Annotated in this window: 1 protein-coding gene; it reads right to left on the bottom strand. The window is 74.9% G+C overall.

All coding sequences use genetic code 11. The features are described from left to right. A partial coding sequence (locus tag C1J00_RS43320) for a DUF8745 domain-containing protein (RefSeq protein ID WP_146046416.1) occupies positions 1 to 869 on the bottom strand: 869 nt, incomplete at its 3' end. Positions 870 to 1295: the final 426 nt, after the last annotated feature.

Genomic DNA, 1295 nt, shown 5'->3' with positions numbered 1-1295 from the left:
GGGACGGGGGGAACGGCGTGGGCGCCGGTGGGGCGGTAGACCGCCGTCAGTCCGGTGCGGGCGCTGAAGTCGCGGCTTCGGGCGGCGAGTTCGACCAGCACGGCCGTGGCCTCGTCGGGGTCCGATTCGCGGCGCAGGTCGGCCAGGAGTTCGCGGGATTCGGCGGCGGCCCGGCGGGCCGAACGGGCGACCAGTGCCGCCTGCTGTCTCACCAGCGCCGGGTCCATGCGATCGGCGTTCGCGGAGGTGGTCAGGCCGTCCGCGGCCAGGGCCACTCCGTGCAGGGTCTTGGCGACGGAGTCGTGCATCTCGCGGGCCAGCCGGGCGCGTTCGGCGCTCACCGCCTCCGTCACGGCGAGCCGGGCCTGGACGGTGGTGAGGGCCTGGGTGGCCGCGCCGAAGCGGAGCATGAGGTTGCGGAGGCTGGAGCCGACGGCCCCGGCGATGACGCAGAGGCCGGGCAGAAGGGCGGACTCGGTGATGCCGGGGGCCGGGTCCTCCTGTGCCGCGTGGATGAGGAGCAGGAGGAGCGCCTGGAGCGAGGCGAAGACCGCCGCCCCACGCCAGCCGTAGACCAGGCCCGCCAGGAGGGGGGTGCAGACGCTGACGTAGGCGAGGGTGCTGTCGGGGCCGGCCGCGGTGAGGAGCAGGGCGCCGAAGAGGGTGTCCGCGGCGAGGAGGGAGGGGTGGCGCAGGAGGAGGGGGCCGAAGCGTTCCCAGTCCCTGAAGAGGACGTAGGAGGTCATGAACGTGACGACCACGGCCGCGCCGACGAGCCGGGTGGGGAGGCCGTCGTTCGCGTTGACGAGGGCGGTGGGGGTGGCCAGGGCGATCATGGCCAGGCGGAAGCCGAACACCTGGCGGCACATGGCCTGGAGGGCGTTGACCTGGATGTCGATGGCGGGACCGGCGGAGCGGGCGGTGTCCCGGGCTTCGGCCGGGACCGGATTTCCACCCGCACCCTCCGTGCGGCTTTCGTCGCCGCGTGCGGGTGGCCCCTGCCAGGGTGGTGGTGCCGCTCCATCGGCGGCCGGCTGATGCTGTGGGGGCGTGGCGCCATCGGCGGCCGGCTGATCCCGTGGGGGTTCCGGTACCACGCCATCGGCGGTCGGCTCATCCCGTGGGGGTTCCGGTACCACGCCATCGGCGGCCGGCCGAGGTGGGAGGCCCGCACCATCGGCGGCCCCCGGAGGCACCACCTTCCGCCGCCCGCCCCGCTTGATCCGCAGAGTCGGCTCACCGCCGACCGCCGCCTCCCACCCGGGTGGCAGTGCGGGCGTCACGGACGTCACCGG

The sequence above is a fragment of the Streptomyces cahuitamycinicus genome (assembly GCF_002891435.1).
Lineage (GTDB): Bacteria > Actinomycetota > Actinomycetes > Streptomycetales > Streptomycetaceae > Streptomyces > Streptomyces cahuitamycinicus.
This window is presented reverse-complemented; position numbering and strand designations above follow the sequence as displayed.